This window comes from Photobacterium pectinilyticum (assembly GCF_024357955.1).
GTDB classification, from domain to species: domain Bacteria; phylum Pseudomonadota; class Gammaproteobacteria; order Enterobacterales; family Vibrionaceae; genus Photobacterium; species Photobacterium pectinilyticum.
The window spans coordinates 43,661-61,082 of sequence record NZ_JANEYT010000025.1 but is presented as its reverse complement, the minus strand read 5'-3'; the positions used below and the strand labels follow the sequence as shown (position 1 = coordinate 61,082).

The 17,422-nt window shown below is 43.8% G+C and carries 15 protein-coding genes and 1 pseudogene; 8 read left to right on the top strand and 8 right to left on the bottom strand.

The features are described 5' to 3' along the window. The first annotated feature begins 10 nt into the window (after window positions 1-10). The 4 genes from NHN17_RS12640 (at window position 11) to NHN17_RS12625 (ending at window position 4,311) form a co-directional block, all read left to right on the top strand. On the top strand, window positions 11-1,375 hold the full coding sequence (locus NHN17_RS12640) for a dihydroorotase (RefSeq protein ID WP_255042918.1): 1,365 nt from the start codon (window positions 11-13) through the stop codon (window positions 1,373-1,375). A gap of 71 nt (window positions 1,376-1,446) precedes the next feature. Beyond that, window positions 1,447-2,679, top strand: a complete 1,233-nt coding sequence (locus tag NHN17_RS12635) for a M20 family metallo-hydrolase (RefSeq protein ID WP_255042917.1) — start codon at window positions 1,447-1,449, stop codon at window positions 2,677-2,679. Window positions 2,680-2,712: 33 nt separating this feature from the next. Further along, complete coding sequence (locus NHN17_RS12630; RefSeq protein WP_255042916.1) at window positions 2,713-3,597, top strand: MurR/RpiR family transcriptional regulator; 885 nt, start codon at window positions 2,713-2,715, stop codon at window positions 3,595-3,597. 42 nt (window positions 3,598-3,639) lie between these two features. Next, on the top strand, window positions 3,640-4,311 hold the full coding sequence (locus NHN17_RS12625; RefSeq protein ID WP_255042915.1) for an AroM family protein: 672 nt from the start codon (window positions 3,640-3,642) through the stop codon (window positions 4,309-4,311). Window positions 4,312-4,562: 251 nt separating this feature from the next. Here the strand turns inward: NHN17_RS12625 and NHN17_RS12620 are convergent, their stop codons facing one another. Further along, window positions 4,563-4,955 (bottom strand): hypothetical protein, encoded by a 393-nt coding sequence (locus NHN17_RS12620; RefSeq protein ID WP_255042914.1) that lies wholly within the window; start codon window positions 4,953-4,955, stop codon window positions 4,563-4,565. A gap of 421 nt (window positions 4,956-5,376) precedes the next feature. On the opposite strand from NHN17_RS12620, the gene NHN17_RS12615 reads away from it, so the two are divergent. Continuing rightward, window positions 5,377-6,324, top strand: a complete 948-nt coding sequence (locus tag NHN17_RS12615; RefSeq protein ID WP_255042913.1) for a hypothetical protein — start codon at window positions 5,377-5,379, stop codon at window positions 6,322-6,324. A gap of 169 nt (window positions 6,325-6,493) precedes the next feature. On the opposite strand, the gene NHN17_RS12610 is transcribed toward NHN17_RS12615, so the two are convergent. The 4 genes from NHN17_RS12610 to NHN17_RS12595 form a co-directional block, all read right to left on the bottom strand. Further along, window positions 6,494-7,183 carry an RraA family protein gene (locus NHN17_RS12610; RefSeq protein ID WP_255042912.1) on the bottom strand — a complete coding sequence of 230 codons (690 nt, stop codon included), beginning with the start codon at window positions 7,181-7,183 and terminating at the stop codon, window positions 6,494-6,496. Window positions 7,184-7,192: 9 nt separating this feature from the next. Further along, window positions 7,193-8,632, bottom strand: a complete 1,440-nt coding sequence (locus NHN17_RS12605) for a sodium:solute symporter family protein (RefSeq protein ID WP_255042911.1) — start codon at window positions 8,630-8,632, stop codon at window positions 7,193-7,195. Between the two features lie 98 nt (window positions 8,633-8,730). Then, window positions 8,731-10,452 carry an IlvD/Edd family dehydratase gene (locus NHN17_RS12600; RefSeq protein WP_255042910.1) on the bottom strand — a complete coding sequence of 574 codons (1,722 nt, stop codon included), beginning with the start codon at window positions 10,450-10,452 and terminating at the stop codon, window positions 8,731-8,733. A 155-nt stretch (window positions 10,453-10,607) separates the two neighbouring features. After that, the gene (locus tag NHN17_RS12595; RefSeq protein ID WP_255042909.1) at window positions 10,608-11,300 is read right to left on the bottom strand and encodes a FadR/GntR family transcriptional regulator; all 693 of its coding nucleotides are present in this window, start codon (window positions 11,298-11,300) and stop codon (window positions 10,608-10,610) included. Between the two features lie 443 nt (window positions 11,301-11,743). On the opposite strand from NHN17_RS12595, the pseudogene tnpA reads away from it, so the two are divergent. Beyond that, window positions 11,744-12,096, top strand: a pseudogene (gene tnpA / locus NHN17_RS12590) (IS200/IS605 family transposase); the annotation flags it as partial. A gap of 323 nt (window positions 12,097-12,419) precedes the next feature. Here the strand turns inward: tnpA and NHN17_RS12585 are convergent. Continuing rightward, window positions 12,420-12,671, bottom strand: a complete 252-nt coding sequence (locus NHN17_RS12585) for a hypothetical protein (RefSeq protein ID WP_255042908.1) — start codon at window positions 12,669-12,671, stop codon at window positions 12,420-12,422. 880 nt (window positions 12,672-13,551) lie between these two features. Between NHN17_RS12585 and NHN17_RS12580 the strand changes: the two genes are divergently transcribed. Together NHN17_RS12580 and NHN17_RS12575 are read left to right on the top strand one after the other, a co-directional pair. Continuing rightward, a complete protein-coding gene (locus tag NHN17_RS12580) occupies window positions 13,552-15,015 on the top strand; it encodes a cobyric acid synthase (RefSeq protein ID WP_255042929.1) in 1,464 nt (487 codons plus the stop codon). 62 nt (window positions 15,016-15,077) lie between these two features. Beyond that, window positions 15,078-15,617, top strand: a complete 540-nt coding sequence (locus NHN17_RS12575) for a GNAT family N-acetyltransferase (protein WP_255042907.1) — start codon at window positions 15,078-15,080, stop codon at window positions 15,615-15,617. Window positions 15,618-15,696: 79 nt separating this feature from the next. Here NHN17_RS12575 and NHN17_RS12570 read toward each other — a convergent pair whose 3' ends face one another. After that, complete coding sequence (locus NHN17_RS12570) at window positions 15,697-16,590, bottom strand: amino acid ABC transporter permease (RefSeq protein WP_255042928.1); 894 nt, start codon at window positions 16,588-16,590, stop codon at window positions 15,697-15,699. 27 nt (window positions 16,591-16,617) lie between these two features. After that, window positions 16,618-17,394 (bottom strand): transporter substrate-binding domain-containing protein, encoded by a 777-nt coding sequence (locus tag NHN17_RS12565; RefSeq protein ID WP_373689562.1) that lies wholly within the window; start codon window positions 17,392-17,394, stop codon window positions 16,618-16,620. Window positions 17,395-17,422 lie beyond the last annotated feature (28 nt).

Genomic DNA, 17,422 nt, shown 5'->3' with positions numbered 1-17,422 from the left:
GGAGTTTTATATGCCGTCCTCTTCAAAAGTAGATTTACTGATTAAAGGTGATTTAGTTTTATCTGACCGCGTTGCCGCAAACACATATGTCGGTGTATGCTCGGGTTCAATTGTTGGGATCTATACAGAAGAATCATTACCAGAAGCGAAAGAGTTCATTGATGCAACAGGCAAAATAGTTTTTCCTGGCGTCGTAGATGCACACGTACATTCATACAGTAACTTGCAAGAACGCTTTGAACATTCAACTGCAGCCGCAGCTGCTGGTGGCGTTACGACTATAATCGAAATGCCTTATGATTCTTGCGGTCCAGTATTTGATACAAATGCATATACCGAAAAACAAAAATGGATCGCGGATGAAGCCAAAGTAGACGTCGCACTCTTATCAACGATTAAGAAACAAGGTGATTTGGAAAGCGTTGACGCATTGGTTGAACTTGGTACTTGTGGTTTTAAACTGAGTGCTTTCGAAACATGCCCTGAGCGATTTCCCCGCATAGACGACAACGTTCTTTGGGACATACTGCCTACTTTGGCTAAAACGGATCTTCCCGTCGGCTTCCATGCAGAGAATGACATTATCATCGAGGCATTAATAGCCCGATATAAAGCGGAAGGCATGACCTACCCAAAAGCGCATTGTGAAACCCGCCCACCAATTTCAGAAACACTGGCGGTAAGTAAACTTCTAGAGTTTGCTTATTGGACCAAGTTTTCACTGCACATTTATCATAGTTCTCACCCTCGATGCTTGGACATGATTGATTGGTATCGTGACCAAGGTGTCGATGTTTCCGTTGAGACCTGCCCGCATTATTTGCTGCTCTCTGAGGACGATATGCCAGAGAAAAAGGCGTTTGCCAAAATTAATCCGCCGATGCGAAGTCAAGAAGCGGTGTCAGGTTTATGGCAGGGACTATTTGATGGGCGTATTGATTGGATAGCTTCAGACCATGCCCCTTGGCCTCTAGAGCGAAAGAGCAATGAAGCGATCTTTAACAATGGTTCTGGTGCTCCTGGCGTTGAGTCAATGCTTCCACTCATGTTTAGCGAAGCGGTGGTCAAGCGTGATATGGATATCGTCAAATTGGGCCAGTTGCTTGCTCTCAAGCCAGCAACACGCTTTAAGTTATCTCATCGTAAAGGGTCAATTGCTGTCGGCAAAGATGCTGATTTTGCCATCATCGATCCTAACCATGAATGGTACTTTGACGCTTCAGTTACTCAATCCTCAGCAAAATGGTCGCCTTATGAGGGAAAAAAAGTGACAGGCAAAGTGACCCAAACGATACTGCGCGGCAAAACTATCTACGCAGACGATGTTGTCTTAGCCAAGGCTGGGGATGGTCAGTATGTAGCTGCCCAGAAGTAGGTTTTGTCATGTCAATGCGGAGGTAGATATTGCTACCTCCTAATAATCCCATCAGAATGAGCGAGATAGTAATGCAACAGATTAAAGTTTGTGATGATCGTTTGTGGAATGACTTAATGACGCTTGGCAATATTGGCGCAAATGAAAAAGGAGGAGTGACACGGACTGCATTGTCGGATGATGACCAAAAAGCACGTTTGTGGCTAATTAAACAAATGACCATGCTAGATATGGACGTCAACGTTGATGGTGCAATGAATGTAATTGGCCGATTTAAAGCTCAAAGCCCAACAACTGACAAAGTCCTAGCTATAGGCTCACATATTGATACTGTCCCCAATGGTGGGAAATTCGATGGAGCATATGGTGTTCTTGCCGGATTAGAATGTATCAGAACACTGAAACAGCAGCATGTTTCACTTCCTTTCGATATTGAAGTAATCAGTTTTTGTGATGAGGAGGCTGCACACAATGCAGGCACCGTCGGCAGTCGCGCGATGATGGGAAAACTGCAACCTGAAGAATTAGAAAAAGCAAAAACAGCCGGAGCCAGGCCATTTTTAGATCACTTGAAGGCCCTCGGAAAATCATTGGAGGACGTGGAGTTATCGGTACGTAATCCTGATGAATTTATTTGTTTTATGGAAGCCCACATTGAGCAAGGAAAAATATTAGAAAGTGAAATGCTTCCCATTGGTGTTGTCACTGCTATCGTTGGCGTGTATCGCTATATCGTAACCGTCAAAGGTGAAGCTGCTCATGCTGGAACCACGCCTATGAATATGAGAAGAGACGCTCTCGTAGAGGCGGCTCCAATATTCACTTTGTTACCAGAGTGGACCAATGAGCAAAACCCCGAAATGGTCGGTACAATTGGTCAGGTCACTTTACTTCCGGGGGCTAGTAATGTGGTACCTAAGGAATGCCGCTTCTTTGTTGAGCTGCGCTCTCAGCATCCCAAAGACATGAAGGCTGTTCGAGAACGTTTGATAGAGTATGCTGGTCAACGCAAAGATTGGTGTGTTGAAACGATTTATGAAAAAGATAGTGTCTTGTTGGATGATTCGATGATTGCGTTATTCAGGAAAGCAACTGAGAAAGCAAACCTGCCCTATATGTTGATGCCCAGCGGTGCAGGACATGATGCACAATCTTTCGCACCATCGATTCCAACAGGCATGATATTTATTCCATGTGAGCAGGGGATCAGCCATAACCCTAAAGAATCAATTTCTAAAGAATCTGCTGGTCAGGGCTGCCAAGTTTTACTAAATAATATTCTTCTTCTTGCCGAATCTCGATAAACTACATCTATGAACACGATTGAGTCCTATCTAATGAAAGAACACCCTAAAAATCGCTTTGTAGGAAAAATAAGTCGGGGCTTTGACTCTTTTACTCCCAGTGATAGAAAGATTGCCGATTATCTGCTGAGCGTTTACCCACTTGGCCTCTTACAAAACGCAGCGGAGATCGCTGAAGAATTGGAACTTACAGCATCCACTGTGGTTCGTTTCTTTCCAAAAATTGGCTACGACAATATCAAAGAAGCTCGAGCTGATTTCAGTGAAGACATTAGATTTTTAATTAATTCTCCTGCGGATCGAGTTCGCTCTGAAAATGGACGTTTGGATAGCAACGATACTTTTGGCTTAACCATGGAGCAAGATATTGCCAATATAAGGGAGACTATCAGCTCTATCGACATAGATGTAGTCAACCGTTTTGTCGATTTAATGAGTGAATCGAGCCGAGATGTATATATTCTAGGAACGCGAAAAGAAGCTTCTGTGTCTCGTTACTTCTCTTATCAGTTATCGAGTTTTCATAAATCAGTTAAATTGTTGGATCCTAGCAATATGGTGGATCAACTCGCTGAGTTCACACCGAATGATATTTTAGTAGTATTTGACTTTCGAAGATACTCCAGTTATCACATGAAAGCTTGTGAATATGTAACTAAACACAAGGGGAATATCGTGGTGTTTGCAGATTCACCAATCTCACCGTCTGCGCAATATACTGATTGCCTCTTTTTGATAAAAACGACGGGCTTATCAGCGTTCGATTCTTACACTCCCGCGTTCACTATCATCAATGCGCTGGGGTCAATTCTAGTCGAGAAGAATGCTGATCTGGTGGGACAAAAATACGAGACTCTTGAATCACTCTACGAACATTTTGATATATTTACCTATCAAAATCACAAAACGAGTAACTAGCCCCTCAAATAACGATCCAAGTCAAACAAGGATAGAAGAATAATGGCCAGAGTAGGTTTTTTGATCTTAGGACAGACTCCTCGTACTGATATTGAGAAAACTTATCGACAATATCTACCAAATATTGAGTTTCATTTCGGTGGAGCCCTTGATGGCTTAACTGATGAAGAAATTACCACCTTGGTCGCAGCCCCCAAAACCTACCCACTGTTTGCAGTACTTAATGATCGAAGTAGCAGGGAGATCGATTTATACGCGCTACTGCCACTATTGGAGCTACAGTCTGAAAGACTTAAAGATGTTGGTGTTGACGTCATAGTGCTAATGTGTGCTGGTCAGTTTCCAAACCTTAACATTGACCTTCCGGTTATTTACCCGCAAAAGGTAGTTCAGGCGATAGCCTCAAGTATATCCATGACTAAAAGTGTGAGAATTATTAGCCCAAATGAAGGGCAACTTCCTGTGGCAATACAAAATTGGCAGACTGCTGGCTTTGCGGTCACAGGTATGAGTGCTTCCCCTTTGAACTCAGAAGCACTGGTCCATGCCGTGACTCAAATGGAGAATCAATCTGTCCCGGCTGATTGCCTGATACTGGATTGTATGGGGTTTACACCTGACTCTGTTGATCTTGTCAGACAATCAACGGCCTTACCAGTGCTTTGTCCTCAACGACTAGTAGCTAAGATTGTTGCTGAACTATTGAATGCATAATTAGGATCGGTTGAGTCGGTGGCTGCCAGCAATCTTTGGAGTTGGCGCAGGAGAAAGGTCTTGTGTTCCGTCTCCACCGTCGACAATACCATCCCTATCATCTGTTCCATTCCCTGAGTCACTATTAGAGCTGTCACCAGAGCCTCAACCACAACCACTGATCAACTAACCTGTGCATAAAATTTGCTGAAGAAAACCTTGTCTTTTTCGCTGAACGGATTGAGCAAGATATCACTGAGACCTGTATTAACTTAGACTGCCATCTGCCGAGGGCCATAAACACGAGTCAAATTAAGTTGACCACTACAGTCTCCCTTGGTGTACGTTTTTACCTCCACTTCTTGGTCTGACGTATCCCGTTTCTTTGATAGTACCTTGAGTACTTGAGCGGCATCATCCACAGTTAAAAAAAAGCCTCTTATTATTTTCTCAAAGATGGCGAACCGCGAGCCAACTTGAGCACCAGCACGAGCAGCAGCATTAAGTCCTACCAGACCGAATATGGCATCCATGTAGACAGATAACCATAGGGCAAAGATAATCAGCACAATATCCAATTTTAAATGCCACAGCACAGCACCAAACCTCTTTATCCCATTAGTAGGAAGAGGATCTGCTAATTGATATCCATTCCAATAAACCATGCACGGCTACAACAATCACAAGCCAAAACATAGAGATGGTCATGCTCAAAACAATGGCAGAACCAACGTAGAGTAGCGTAAAGAGCCATTTATCATCATGGTCATTGACCCATTCTATAATGTTGTGTTTCAAAGAACTCTCCTTGTTATCTTTGAATCTATGAAATGACGTTATCCGGAAACATCTTTGCAGGTCAAATATAGTGACATGGAAAGTGAGGTTAATCATTCCTGTCTGTCGAATTGAATAACCACCGACTTGATAGACACGCCAGAGTTGGATTCACTACTTCACGGTGAGTAGTCACCTTAACGCTCACAGAAAGAGTGCATTAACAGTGTGGTTATTCCCTTGAGTGCAACTAGTATTATATATGGTGTCTATTCGTTCTACTGCAACTGATCATGGAGGTCGTTTAGTATGAAACACACAGATGAAATTGAATTCTTTGACTCAGATGACATTGAAGTACTCAATGCGAAACATATTAATGCGTTGTCACCTGACGAAAAATCTGCTTTGATTAGTGCCGAAGCAAGGCTGAAAAGCAGTCATATCGAAAAGCAACGTCTCATGAGTATGTATACTGATGAGATTAAGCAATCTGGAAAAACACTGGGCTTTAAGCATCAAAAAGCCTCAACGTCGAAAAAAGAGTTCATAGAGAAATCTCAGGATCCTAACTACTTCAAACACTTGGCTGGGATTAAAGAATATTTCGAGTCTAATGAGAACCTAATCGCTTTCAAAAATACTGGCGGTCTTTTTAACGCGGGTGTGTGCTGGTGGCATTCGCGCTTGCAGCGCGCTGCGTTATACCTTACCACATACAGGCCAAATGAACCGAAATGCTCCAAGAAAGAAGCAAAAAAGATCATCCGCAACCTAATAAAAGGCAAAGAGGTCTTAGAGATTAGCGGGTTCAATAACTTTGCTGAGTTTTCAATCGAATTCAAAGAGGAAATTCAGAAGTATTTAAATCTATGGCAGCTTTTTGATGGTGTCCTGCTTTGGCAGTGGATCAATGGGCTTTCTGGTAGTTATGAGACAACACCTGAAAAGCTAAAAAAGTACATGGATGAGATCTATGAAGAGGTAGCGGTTAGAAAAAGAGTAGCTTACGTAAAATTGCAAATAAAAGGGATCGATTCTCATGCATTATTAATCACTGAAATTGAAAAAACCTCCAATGGTCAGGGGTACATCTTTAATTTCATTGATAGCAACAGTCCTGATTCAGCTTTTACTACTAACTATACCTACGGACAAACTTACCTACACCTATACAATAAATCCGTACCGTATCTGCAAAGAGAGGATGATATCGATAAGTTTCTAAGTGCAATCGATGAGTACAGCACTAGCTGATGATCCTGGCCAGCCACATATAGGATGGCTGGATTAGAAAGCGGGGAGCAGGTCATGACCTTGTGATCAATGCTGACCTAGAGCTGTTGATGGTTTGCTTAAAATCATCTCACTGATAAAAGGCAAACGCAAAATCGATAAGCACTGCGCTTGCCTCTTTTCAATACTATTACATAATCCCGAACTTTTGGAAAGCCTCGACAGTTGTCATACCTTTTTCCAGAGCTTGAAGCACTTCATTTTCACCCTCAGCCTTCTCAAATGCTCCCTGAAAGGCTTCGGTTGCCGCTTCTTGTGGGATAACTAGGACACCATCTCGGTCTCCAAAAATAATGTCGCCATTTTTGACTGATACACCATCAACTTCAATAGGTACTCGCCAGTCAATAACCTTTCCTCGCACGCCTTGATCTTGGGCATAACTCCCAAAGGAGGCAACAGGAAAATTAAGACGTTCAATCTCGTTGGTGTCCCGATGAAAGCCATGCACAACTGCGCCTGCAGCACCACATTGTAAAGCACGGGTTGACATTAGCCCTCCCCACAATGCATATCGGTGTGAGCTGCCTGAACAGATATACACCTCGTTCTCTTTCAGGTCATCGAGGGCTTCAAACATACGACCAAATGGTTGTTGAGTGATTTCAGAATGACCGGGGTGATCGCCGTAAAAATCTGCTTCGAGTACCGGCATGGCACGGCCAATGATCACCATATCATTCCGTATCGGTTTCAATTGAGGTGATAGAAATTGATGGTGGTATCCCATTTTATCTAAAATATCACCGACCAAAGCGACAAATAACTTCTCTTTGGCCAACTTGAATAACTCAGTATCATTGTTCCATTTCATAGACATTTATTCTCCTTAAATTGTTCTTTCTTCTTTTAATTGCATCAAAACTTCTTCCGGGTCGAAATCCTCCCGTCTGGTAGATAGGCTCACAATCACACCACAGAGAATTGCCATGACTAATGCCGGTACAGCAGGGTGCCCAACCGCATTTGATAATGTAGGGAACGTCATTACAGCCAACGAGGTGAGGGAACCGCCGAAAATTGAGGCCAAACCGCCTTGCCAGGTCGCACGGGGCCAAAACCTGCCGAGTATTATTGCGATAGCTAAGCCTGTTGTGATGGTTGAAAGCATCTTGGTTAGGTAAGAGAGAACGTCGTTTGCTGTTATCGAGAACAAGAGGGCTGTTACGATAGTGATGACGAGGCTGAACCGTGAAATTTTCACGACCAAATCACTAGGTGCTTGTTTACCTTTTGTTAGGACAGGATATAGGTCACGGACAAGAATTGATGTTCCTGCCATTGCATCAGAACTGGCTGAAGACATGGTTGCTGATAGGCCAGCGATTACTACAAGCAAGCCAACAGCTGGGGTCAAAATGGTCGCAGCCATTTGGGGGAATGCGAAATTGGCTTTGTCTAGGTCGGGAATGAGTATTGAGGCTGATACCCCGACAATAGCAGGGATAAATGCAAACATGGCACAAACAATACCGGAGACAATAAAGCTTTTCTTAATGGTTTTGGTGTCTTTGCCTGAGTAAATGCGTTGGCGAATTGATGGGGTGGCGATGATGCTAATGGAACTCGCTACAATAATAGCCAGGAACGCTCCCCAACCCATATTATCAATACCAAAAGATAAAATACGCCCGCCAGCCACTTCTTCAAGGGGACTAATCCCACCGACAAGGTAAACCGACACACCGGCCATGATCAGGAACCCGAAGAACAGCACAAACGCCATAATGGTATCTGTCCATACAACTGCGACATAACCGCCGATTACTGTGAATAGGCCAAAACCAATAGCAGTGATTATCTTTGCTGTTGTTAGATCAATACCGGTTGCCCATGATAAGTACATACCACCGCCGACTATATGGCCGCCCAACCAACCAACAGAGGCGAGAAACACCAGGACACCAACAACTGACTTCATAGATTTATTCCCTCCATAATAAAATGCCACTTCTTCGGACATAGTGACGAAGCGTTTTTCCCTGGAGTCAGCAAAAAATATTGCCGTGGCGATTAGACCGATGCCAACCGCTAAGCCATAGACAGCACCAAGCCAGCCGTTATTGTAGCCTGTTCCAACGGCCCCCATAGTGGAACCCGTACCGATACAGGTGGCGATTGTTGTGCCCATTAAGAGAAATGCGCCAAGACTTCGGCCGGCGAGTAAGAAGTCTTCACCGGATTTATGTTTTCGGGAAACCCAAATACCAAACCCGGTTATACCTATGAGGTAGAGTCCAAACACAATAATAAAAGTAACATTGTCCATAATAGTTTCACCTTTTTGGATGTTTGAATACCTGCAAACTTGTTCGTCAAGTTCGCATTATTTATTTGCTCGTTATTGGGGAGGGGACAAAAAACATATTATTCTGGGTGCGGTTCTCGCTTTATTTCTGAGCCACTTCCCCCAACTAAGAAGTCAAGGTCGCCTCCAAGGTGCGATGGTTGCACCGTGTTAATATAAAGTTTGGCGTAGCCTCGGGTCGCTTTGGGTGAGGGGGGGGCCCAACTTTCTTTTCTTTTTGTTAGCTCTTCGTCTGAGATACAGAGATTAAGCTTCCTTTCAGCAACATCCATTTCGATAACATCACCGGTTTGGACATGTGCCAGAGGTCCGCCATCAGCAGATTCAGGACTGACATGCAACACGATTGTTCCAAATGCTGTGCCTGACATCCTTCCATCGGATATACGAACCATATCTCTTACGCCTTGCTGCAGAAGCTTTTTAGGTAAACCAAAGTTGCCGACTTCTGGCATGCCTGGATAACCTTTCACGCCGGCATCTTTAAGCACCAGAATGGTATCTTGGTCAACCGGTAAATCAGGGGCATTTATCTGCTGGTTATATTGTTCGATATTTTCGAATACATAGCATTTTTGTTTAACGGACAATAATTCCGGTGAGGCTGCTGATGTTTTGATAATAGCCCCACTAGGTGCGAGGGAGCCTTTCAGAACGGCTGTGCCAGAATTGGTTTGAAAAGGACGCTCAAAGGTTGATATAACATTGTCATTGTAAGTAGGAAAAGATGCGTAGTTTTCCTGTAAGGTCTTACCGTTTGCCTGAATAACCTGTTTGTGGAGAATATTTTGCAGATTGGTGATCAATGCGCCAAGCCCACCCGCATAGTGGAAGTCTTCCATTAAGAAATCACCAGAAGGTTTGAGGTTTGCCATCAGCGGTATATCAGCGCTGAGTTTATCAAATTGAGTCAGATCCAGCGGTATGCCAAGTCGGCCAGCAATAGCTTGCAAGTGCAGGATGAAGTTCGTTGACCCGCCAATGGCCGCATTACACATAATTGCGTTCTCTAACGCTTCCCGGGTGAGTATGTGAGAGATCCTGAGATCCTCTTTTACCATACCCACAATACGACGGCCTGCGAGTTGAGCAATACGCCGGCGTTCAGCATCCACTGCTGGGATTGTGGCTCCGTTTGGAAGGGTCATCCCCAGTGCTTCTACCATGCAAGCCATGCTCGATGCGGTCCCCATTGTGTTGCAGGCACCATTGGAGCGTGACATTGAGTTCTCGATGGCGTCAAACTCATCTTGGGAAATAATACCTGAGCGCAGCTCCTCACTAAACTTCCACAGATCTGTGCCTGAGCCGATATCCCTGCCTTTGTACTTTCCGTTGAGCATTGCCCCACCACTTACAGCAATGGTGGGTATATCGACACTTGCAGCCCCCATCAAGCAAGATGGGGTCGTTTTGTCGCAATTCACAAGTAACACTACGCCGTCTATGGGGTTAGCCCTGATACTCTCTTCCACATCCATGCTTGCAAGGTTTCGGTAGAGCATTGTGGTTGGCTTCATCAGTGCCTCACCCAATGACATAGCTGGGAATTCAAAAGGAACCCCCCCAGCTTCCAGAACCCCATATTTGACCCTCTCTGCCAAGTCTCGGAGGTGAGCGTTGCAAGGGGTTAGATCTGACCAGGTATTGCAGATACCAATAACTGGCCGGCCATCAAATATATCGTTCGGGTACCCTTGATTTTTCATCCAGCTCCGACTGATGAACCCTGATTTATCTGCTCTTCCGAACCATTCTTGGCTGCGGTGTGTTTTTTTCATTTTCCCTCCTTTACACATATCAACGTTGCTCTGAATAACCAAAAAAAATTAAATAGTGTTGTTTCGGGTATAAATGTCCCTGCCGAAGGACCCAGCATATTTGTTATTTTTCGCTATGCCACGCTGATACGCGTGGCTTAAAGGTTGACTAGCGTTTAAGCGACAATGGTTTGTTTAAGCATCTCCTGACTGTATTCAAAATGATCGGATAAATATCTTCGAAATAGGTCACGGTCTCTATCAATTAATGATTGGATAACTCTCTCGTGCCCTAAATAGGCTTCTTCGTTAGATTCATTTATGTTGTTACCTATCTGCATAATGTTTTTGATTTGTTCTGATAATGACAAATAGATAACGCAAGAGATTGAGTTTTGCGAAATGGAAACTAACTTGTTATGAAAATCAAAATCAAGTTGGGATGAGATAGTATTACAAGAGGCTGCTTTTAATTCATTGTTTATATACTTCAGGGTTACTATGTCATCATCAGTTATATGCTCGAAAATATTATCCACTAGGCTCAGTTCAACGACTTGCCTTAATTTACGCATTTCATGGAATTGCTTTTCGCTTTGTCCAAAACGTATAGAAGCAATAGCAACACTGGCCTTCAAGTTGTCTCTAACAATCATTGGTGGTTTCCGGACGGAAGTTCTGACGACACCGTAAGTTTCAAGTACCCTCAAGGCTTCTCGAACGGTATTACGGCTCGCCCCAAATAGTTCTGCTAGCTCCCGTTCTATGGGGAGGGTATCGCCTTCTTTTAGCTCACCGCAGTCGATCTTCTTGATCACCTGCTTGACGATTAACGAAGATACCGTTTCATTTTTTTCCACGTTGAACATTCAGGTGCTCCTTTTCTGCAGTGTTCTAATGTAGGACATTAGGATATTACAGCTAATTTGTATGAATTTTATGCATCATGAGTCACAGTTTGGTTAAGGTTTATACTTTAAATTTCGTTCTGTGATATCACTAACACTTATTCCAGGCCGACTGACCTGAGCGCTGAAAGTTAGCTGAGACAAATGCATGCTATAAAGTTGTTTGAAATAATTAATCATCTGTTAAGTTAGCAAAAATAGTAACTCAGAAATGCCTAGGAATTAGTCTGCTCTATACGCCTTACTAATTAATCATGGGTAAACCCCCGGCTATGCCGGGGAGACTCGCATAGGTTTTACCTTTACCGCGGTATAGGTACCTTCTGAACTTGACCAAGGGTAAGAAGGAATAACCTATGCGATATTATAAACGTTTGTCTCATATGCGATAGGATTGTAAATACCATATTGTATTTATTTTCAAGAAAAGACAGAAAGTGATATTTGGTGCGATTAGAAAGCATCTTGGTGATGTCTTTCATGAGCTAGTTCAACGGCAAGAGATAGTTATCGAAGAGGGATATTTGATGAAAGATTATGTACATTGCGCCTCAGTATTCCACCCAAATTGTCAGTTTCACATGTAGTTGGTTACATGAAAGGGAAAAGTGCTATATCGATAGCCAGAAACTTCAAAGGAAAACAGAGAAACTTCACTGGTGAGGCGTTTTGGACGAGAGGTTATTTTGTTTCAACCGTTGGTCTTGATGAGAAAATGGTACGAGCGTATATCCGAGTTCAAGAAGAGCAGGATTGACACCGTGACCAGTTGAAGTTTGGAGTTTAATGCGCCTTGGGCGCTTACTTTAGCCCTTCGAGGGCGTCATCTAATAAGCCTCCGGCTTTGCCAGAGGTCATTTAACTGCATGGAATAGTTGGCCCAACCAGACCCAGTTCACAACTCTTTTACTTCTCTGGGACTTCAGTCATTAATACTCGCCCCGTGGGATTATGGGGCGGATACTCTGTTGCGAGCACGTATTTGCTAAAAATCCGGAGTTCACCTAGATGCACAATAATAGTTCGAAGTTGCAGTCTTCAACCTGTTTTCAGTTGTCTATTGGTTAACGCTACTGATCACTAATATTGTTTAACATGCCTAACTGGTGCCACGTACCGATTTCCCTCGGGCAGTTTACAACCGTTGATGAAGACAACTACGTCATTAAGGCTATACCGCTTAAGGTTTCCGACCTGGTAAGTAGGGCAGAAGAACACCCCAGTGTTAACTAGTTTATCAAACTTTTCTTCAGTTATATCGAGCATGCGAGCAATGGTTTCTCCTGAAACGAGCATGATTTCTTCTACTGTTTGGTACTTTGTATTCTCCATGTGTTTCGCCTCGCTGGTTGTGTTTACTTCACTATATCTCTTGCTCGATATGTTTGAAGGATGAGGTGTCGGGGTAAATATGAATGGAGTATGAGCGGACAACTCATTAGTTAATTTAGGGGGGGGATATATAGAACGCCGCACCATTTAACTGGATTGTATAGCCTCCTCAGTTAGGAAAGTTCAAAGCGATTTTCAGTCTGAATTTCCTAAAATCTATCCGAATATTTTTGTTATATTTCATAAGTGATTGATTTTAAAGTGCTGGTACACGTCCGACCGGGCATCATCTAAAGTAAAAGCTTACAAGTTCACTTTGTATTAAAAAATTTGTTTTAAGCAAAGCCAAGTTTTTCACTTAGTGTTACGAGTTGATATCTAATTTCGGATTGTTTGTGAGTGGCCCTAGGCTGTTTTCGCTTAGGCAGAAGGGCATGTTATTTTTACAAACAGATTCCTTTATTTGACTTCACCGTCATTGATATACGCTTGCACATCAACAATGCGATAGTGATAGCGGTTAACAATTTTGTAGGCAGGTAAGTCAAAAGTATCACGCTGAATCCAAACATAAAGTGTGAGCATGTAAGAGGGGGGAGTTAACGTTTGAATATTTCCATTGATGTTTGTTCCTGCTGCGTAGGAAATGATGTGATTATGAGTGCATATATGGGTAGTAAAGTTATAGTTTAATCCATTATGGTATGATGCTATTTCTAATAATGAGCAACAACTTGTACCAAATCTTCTGTGTACCAAAAAGTGTACCAAATAATCTACAGTCAGAAATTTTGGATTGAATTCAATGTGATTGATTAGATGCTCATGTTTTTTTTGTCTCTTATGGTTTGGAGTTAAATTGTTGAATAATAAGTGCTTAATGGTTCAGGGAACCACCTCTGACGCAGGTAAGAGTGTGCTGGTGGCAGGGCTGTGCCGTGTATTAGCACGTAAGAATATTAAAGTCGCCCCATTTAAGTCACAAAATATGGCACTAAACAGTGCGGTAACCAAAGATGGTGGAGAGATCGGCCGTGCACAAGCGGTACAGGCGCAGGCGGCAAAGATTGAGCCGACAGTACACATGAACCCGGTATTATTAAAACCGAATACCGATATTGGTGCGCAGGTTATCGTTCAGGGCAAGGCTTTGGCTGATATGGATGCAGTGGGCTATCACAACTATAAAAAAGTGGTGTTAGGCCCGATCATGGAGTCTTTCGGTATTCTTCAGCAAGAATACCAAACCGTTATTATCGAAGGGGCGGGCAGTCCAGCCGAGATTAACTTGCGTGAAAATGATGTTGCCAACATGGGATTTGCCGAAGAGGCTGATGTACCGGTGATCATTGTGGCAGATATCGACCGTGGCGGCGTGTTTGCGCATCTTTATGGCACACTAGCCTTACTGTCGGAAAGCGAGCAAGCACGGGTAAAAGGTTTTGTGATCAACCGGTTCCGCGGTGATATCAAATTGCTGGAGGGGGGACTGGAATGGCTGGAGCAAAAAACCGGTAAGCCAGTGTTGGGGGTTCTACCTTATCTGCATGGCCTGATGCTGGAGGCTGAGGATGCGATTGATGTTCAGCAGGTAGATGCAGACGGTGATCAATTAAGGGTGTCGGTACCAGTGCTAACCCGTGTCAGTAATCATACTGACTTTGACCCTTTGCGCATGCACCCGCAAGTAAATATGCAATTTATCGGTAAAGGTCAGCAAATTCCGCCATCTGATCTTATTATTATTCCAGGGACTAAAAGTGTTCGCAGTGATTTGGACTACCTTAGGGAGCAAGGTTGGGACCAACAAATTGCCCGTCATCTTCGCTTAGGCGGTAAGGTGATGGGTATTTGTGGTGGTTACCAGATGCTGGGTGAATCTATTGCGGACCTCGATGGTATTGAAGGTGAGCCGGGTACAAGCTGGGGGCTTGGATACTTATCAGTTTCGACAGTATTGGCCCCTCATAAACAGCTGAAGCAAGTAACAGGCAGCCTGACAATACCAGATCAGGATAGTGTTCCTGTCAGAGGCTATGAAATCCATGCTGGCGTGACAGAAGGTGTAGATCAAGATGCGCCAATTTGTCTAGCTGGCAACAAAGACGGCAAGTTTGGTATTGATAACCAGGTGTTTGGTACTTACTTGCACGGTATTTTTGAGCAACAAGAAGCCTGTGATGCTATTTTAAAATGGGCTGGTCTAACTTCAACGTGTTCGCCGGATTTTAATTTGATCCGTGAACAGGGCATCGACCGAGTTGCTGATATGCTCGAGGAGTATATGGATTTTGCAACGCTATGGCCGGGATGGTCAGAACAATTTGGCAAAAAGGAGAGCTAACCCCTCCTTTTGTTAATCACTGAGCCTAGGCCGAGATATGAGCTAGGCTCTGAGAAAGAGGGATGAATATGATTTTAGATGTGTCGCCGAGTATTAAAACTCAACGCCTTTATATCAGACCCTGGGATGAAGACGATATTGCTGGCTTATACCGGATAATGTCCAATCAATCAGTTCATACCTTTACGGAAGAAAAACCTTGGTCTGAAGAAAGGGCGAGGCATGAGTTACAGAAACTCCATGTTGATCTATCAATGGGTAATGGTCGCCGCGGTTACTTTAACTGCCCGCTAATTTTATCTGACTGCGATACCTTGATTGGCCGAGTGGGATTGCATCCCTATGGCGATAATGAATCCACCGCTGAAATTGAATGGGTGATTTGTGAGGATCATTGGCATCAAGGTTATGCAACTGAAATCGGTCGGGCGATATTAGAATACGGCTTTCGCGAGGCCGGCTTTCACAGCATTATCGGCTTTACCTGCATTCGCAATATGTCAGCACGTCAGGTAATGAAAAAAATAGGGATGGAACACATTGGAGACAGAGAGTTACATCACAGAAAGCTCAGTGTATTTCAAATAAAAAGGGAGCCATAAGTTGGCTCCCTTTTGTTTTTCAGTTATTCGCTTCAGTGCGTTTTTACACAACCCATGCTAACTGCTGCCTGATATGTATTTATCGTATCGGGTGATGCTTTTGAGAGTGTTTTTCAAGATAACTGAATAGTACTGAGAGACCAAAGCACAGGATGAGATAACCTGCACCAACCAACAGCCAAATTTCGAATATCAGACCCGATGAATTGGCAATTTCACTGCCAACAAAGGTTAGCTCCTGAATGGAAATCAGCGAGATAATGGATGAATCTTTAACTAAGGAAATGAACTGGCCTGCCAGTGGCGGTACGATACCACTTAAAGCCTGTGGAAAAATGATAAACCTGAATCTGTCTAATCGTGATAGGCCGAGCGAATCAGCGGCTTCCCACTGTCCCTTGGCAATAGCATCGATCCCAGAGCGAACGATTTCAGCGATATAAGCTGCTGCAATGAGCCCCACACATAGGATCCCTGAGAATAAGTTTTCCCACAGTTTGGCTGGACCAAATAAGAAGGACTGCCAAGAGCTGATATCAGTTGGGGTATTTCTCAATACGCTTTCTAAACCCAGGGCTGGAACCAACTGGCTAGAAATGAAAAAGTAGAAGATAAATACAAACACCAGTGGTGGGATATTTCTCACCAGCTGAATATAGGCCTGTGCTGGTAACCTCAAGAAGAACCATGATGAACGGCGGGCTAAACCTAACATTAAGCCGAGTAAACCAGCAAAAACCATACCCCATAGGCTAAGGCGTAATGTTGCCAATAGTCCTTGAAAGAAGTATGGAAGTTCACCGTTGCGACCAGGTGTCATTACGAGAGTAAAAGCTTTATCCCAGTTCCATTGATAATGTATTCCAGCGGATGAACGGTACCAAAGCCAACCAACAGCCGCGACAATTAGCAGGATTAGCACTGCATCCAATTTGCTTAGTTTTAGTCGTGCCGGGAAATTGATTCCCGGCATGACTTGGGTCTTTGTTTGCGACAACACTTATTGTCCTTGTGCGATCTGGTCTTCCCAATCTAAGGTAGTGAACCAGTAATCATGGCGCTCTTTCAACCAGCCGTCTTCGGTACGGAGTAAAATCCAGTTGTTGAAGAAATTAAGCAAGTCAAACTCACCGTGCCGGATAGCAAAAGCTTCAGAACCACGGCTCAAACGCTCATCAAAAGGGATATACAGCTTGTTACTGTACTGAATTGCCATGTGCTCAGGTTTCGGCGATGAGGCGAGGGCAGCGTGGGCATTGCCATTCAATACTTCTTGGAAGGCCTGTGCTTCATCATCAAACTGGCGTAGTTTTGCTTTTGGGAAGTACTTTTTCGCTGTTTGTACGGTAAAAGCACCGCGGCGTACGGCTAGGGTAACACTACGTTTGTTGTAGTCTTCAAAACTTGATTTATCTGCGGCAAGATCTTTGTGGGCGGCAAGCTGAACACCTGAGTGTGCGTATGGGCTGGTAAAAAGCACGCTCATGTTGCGTTCTGGTGTAATAGATAAGCCACCGATAATAACGTCGAATTTACCCGCTAGCAACGCAGGGATAATGCCATCCCAAGCTGTTGGGATAAACTCCAGTTTGAGTCCAGCATCTTTTGCCAAACGGCGGGCAACATCGACTTCAAAACCAACGAGTTCGCCTTGCTTGTCTCTCATCGCCCATGGGACGAATGTCGACAGCCCCACCCGAAGTGTTCCGCGTTCTTTAATTTCAATAAGCGCACTTTTATCAGCGGCTGTCGAGACGGTGGCCATTGTCAGCGCCATAACAGCAATAAATGCTGATAGTAATCGT